Consider the following 3188-nt stretch of genomic DNA (forward strand, 5'->3'; position numbering starts at 1 on the left):
GCGACGTCCGCCGACGGCACGGAGGGCGCCGGCCTGGCCTCACGCCCCTTCACCTCGCGGCCTGCGACATCCCGGCCCGCAGCGTCGCGGCCCCCGGAATCACGCCCCGCGCCCTCACCCCGCCCCGGTTCCCGCTCCGGTGCCGCCGCCTGCGCCTGCCGGTGCCCCGGCGGCATGGCGAAGGCCCGGACGTCCACCGGTTCGGTGGCGACGTCCAGGGCGTCGTCGTCGGGCTCCCCCGCCTCGGCGGTGCGGGCCCTCAGGTCCCGGGCGTACCGGCGCTCCATCCCTGCCCGGCCGGACAGCAACCGGATGGCAGTGCTGAAGCGTTCCGTCGGACGGGCCTCGTTCAGCTCGTCCTGCCTACGGAGCCACATCGGCACCAAGTAGGCGGCCCAGGCCCCGACAATGACTGCGTAGATGAGGCCGCTGCTGCTCACGCCTCACACCGTAGAGGGATTTGGTTGAGGCCATCCGCCAATTGGGCCGGTGTGTCGCACGATCCGGCTGATATTTCGAGCTTTTTTTGTGACCGATGCGATCAGCGGACCGCACAAGAAGGGAACTTCGGCGCATTCAGACGGTCATCGTCCGATCATATTCGAACGTTTATTCAATTTCCCGGTCCGGTGGGGTTGCCCGGCGCGCGGTGCCGGTCGTACGAACGGCGCCAGCGGTTCAGCAGCCCTTCGGGTACCTCTTCGGAGGTGAGTGCGAACACGAGGTGGTCGCGCCAGGCGCCGTCGATGTGCAGATAACGGGGCCGCAGTCCCTCCTCCCGGAATCCGAGTTTCTCCACCACCCGGCGGCTCGGACCGTTCTCGGGGCGAATGCAGACCTCGATGCGGTGCAGTCCGACGGTGCGGAAACAGTGGTCGACGACGAGCGCGACGGACGTCGGCATGACGCCGCGCCCGGCGACCGACTCGTCCACCCAGTACCCGACGTGCCCGGAGCACATGGAGCCCCAGGTGATGCCGGCGACCGTCAACTGGCCGACCAGGCGCCCCTGGTACTCGATGACGAACGGCAGCATGCGGCCCGCGTTCGCCTCGGAGCGCAGGTGGCGGACCATCTGCCGGTAGGTGGGCCGGTGCGCGAGAGGTCCGTTCGGCGCGGGCGGCGGGATCGTCGCCTCCCAGGGGCGCAGCCAGTCGCGGTTGCGCCGGTTGACCTCGCGCCAGGCGTTCTGGTCGCGCACCTTTATGGGCCTCAGGACGATGTCGCCGTCCACCAGCCGGGTGGGCCAGGAGGGGGTGTTCAGCTCGCACCCCCGGGTCTGGGGTGGTCGCCGCCGCGCATCTGGTCGACGGCGTGGACCAACAGGGGTTCCAGGACGGCCAGTCCGTCCTTCACTCCGCCGGTGGAGCCCGGGAGGTTGACGATGAGCGTCCCGCGCGCGAGGCCCGCGAGTCCCCGGGACAGCGCGGCGGTGGGGACCTTGTCGCGGCCGTACGCGCGGATGGCCTCGGCGATGCCGGGGACCTCGTGGTCGATGACCGCGCGGGTGGCCTCGGGGGTGCGGTCGGTGGGTGAGACGCCGGTGCCGCCGGTCGTGACGATGACGTCGTACCCGGCTTCGACGCCCGCGCGCAGCGCCGCCTCGACGGGGTCGCCGTCGGGAACGATCCGAGGGCCGTCCACGGCGAATCCGAGGCCGCGCAGGCCCTCGGCGACCAGCGGGCCGCCCTTGTCCTCGTAGACGCCCGCAGAGGCCCGGTTGGAGGCGGTCACGACCAGAGCGGCGTACGGCGCGAGCAACGCGCCGCCCACCGAGGTGTCGAGTGTCATGTCCTGCTCCAGTCGCCCGACTTGCCGCCCGTCTTCTCCTCCACGCGCACGTCCGTGATGACCGCTCCCTTGTCGACCGCCTTGACCATGTCGATCACGGTGAGCGCGGCGACGGAGACGGCGGTGAGGGCTTCCATCTCGACGCCTGTGCGGTCCGCCGTACGGACCGTGGCGAGGATCTCCACCGCGTCGTCCACGACCGACAGGTCCAGTGTCACACCGGACAGCGACAGCGGGTGGCACAGCGGGATCAGGTCCGGGGTGCGTTTGGCGCCCATGATCCCGGCGATCCGCGCGACGGCGAGGGCGTCGCCCTTGGGGACCCCCTCGCCGCGCAGCAGCTCGACCACGCGCGGGGAGACGAGGACGCGTCCGGAGGCCCGCGCGGTGCGGGCCGTGACGTCCTTGCCGGTCACGTCGACCATCCGGGCGGCGCCCGCCTCGTCGATGTGCGTCAGTCGGTCCTGCGTGCTCATGCTGTGCGGCGCTCCCGGTCGGCCCTATAGTGCGCGACACGGTACTCCCCGACCGGCGGGGCGACGCAGCGGGACCGCCCTGCGGAACCACCGGACACGCGCGCGTGCCTCAGCCGAGCAGGACGACCTCGACCTCGCTGCCCGGTTCGACGCGCTCTACGTCCTCCGGGACGACGATCAGCGCGTCCGCGTGCGCCAGGGCGGCGACGAGGTGGGAGCCCGAGCCGCCGACGGGGCTGACGGTGCCGTCGGCGGCGGTGGCGCGCAGGAACTGGCGGCGGCCCGCCGGGGACGTCAGGGGCTTGTCGGCGGTGAGCCGCGCGCGCGTGGTGGGCCGGTGGACGTCCGGGAGGCCCATCAGGGCGCGGATCGCGGGGCGGACGAACAGCTCGAAGGAGACGTACGACGAGACCGGGTTGCCCGGGAGGGCCAGCAGCGGGGTGTGGTCGGGGCCGATCGTGCCGAAGCCCTGGGGTTTGCCGGGCTGCATCGCCAGCGTGCGGAAGTCGACGCCGCTGCCCGCCTCGTCCTCGTCGCCCACGGACGACAGGGCCTCCTTGACGACGTCGTACGCGCCGACGCTGACCCCGCCGGTGGTCACCAGGAGGTCGGCGCGGACCAGTTGGTCCTCGATGGTGGAGCGGAGCGTCTCGGCGTCGTCGTCGACCGCGCCGACCCGGTAGGCGATCGCCCCGGCGTCGCGGGCGGCGGCGGTGAGGGCGAAGCTGTTGGAGTCGTAGATCTGGCCGTCGGCCAGTTCCTCGCCGGGCTGGACCAGTTCGGTGCCGGTGGAGACGACGACCACGCGCGGGCGTGGGCGCACGCGCACGGTGGGCCGGCCGATCGCGGCGAGGAGGGCGATCTGCGGCGGCCCGACGACCGTCCCGGCGCTCAGCGCGCGGTCTCCCGCGCGGACGTCGC

At 72.6% G+C, this 3188-nt stretch carries 4 protein-coding genes and 1 pseudogene; all 5 read right to left on the reverse strand.

The annotated features are described in order from the left end of the window. Nucleotides 1–440: pseudogene (locus ACVNF4_RS34245) on the reverse strand (hypothetical protein); the annotation flags it as partial. 173 nt (nucleotides 441–613) lie between these two features. Beyond that, nucleotides 614–1234: a GNAT family N-acetyltransferase gene (locus ACVNF4_RS34250; RefSeq protein WP_461806768.1), complete on the reverse strand. Its 621-nt coding sequence runs from the start codon at nucleotides 1232–1234 to the stop codon at nucleotides 614–616. Between the two features lie 26 nt (nucleotides 1235–1260). Beyond that, complete coding sequence (locus ACVNF4_RS34255) at nucleotides 1261–1791, reverse strand: MogA/MoaB family molybdenum cofactor biosynthesis protein (protein WP_461806769.1); 531 nt, start codon at nucleotides 1789–1791, stop codon at nucleotides 1261–1263. Further along, nucleotides 1788–2267 (reverse strand): cyclic pyranopterin monophosphate synthase MoaC, encoded by a 480-nt coding sequence (gene moaC / locus ACVNF4_RS34260; protein ID WP_461806770.1) that lies wholly within the window; start codon nucleotides 2265–2267, stop codon nucleotides 1788–1790. The genes ACVNF4_RS34255 and moaC overlap by 4 nt, the downstream gene beginning before the upstream one ends. Nucleotides 2268–2376: 109 nt before the next feature. After that, the coding region (locus ACVNF4_RS34265; protein ID WP_461806771.1) for a molybdopterin molybdotransferase MoeA at nucleotides 2377–3188 on the reverse strand (812 nt) is incomplete at its 5' end.

The organism is Streptomyces sp. S6 (assembly GCF_054880855.1).

What these genes read in the sequence shown, in the direction of transcription:
- ACVNF4_RS34255 (WP_461806769.1), bottom strand. Translation starts at nt 1,791, where the DNA reads ATGACACTCGACACCTCGGTGGGCGGCGCGTTGCTCGCGCCGTACGCC.
- moaC (WP_461806770.1), bottom strand. Translation starts at nt 2,267, where the DNA reads ATGAGCACGCAGGACCGACTGACGCACATCGACGAGGCGGGCGCCGCC.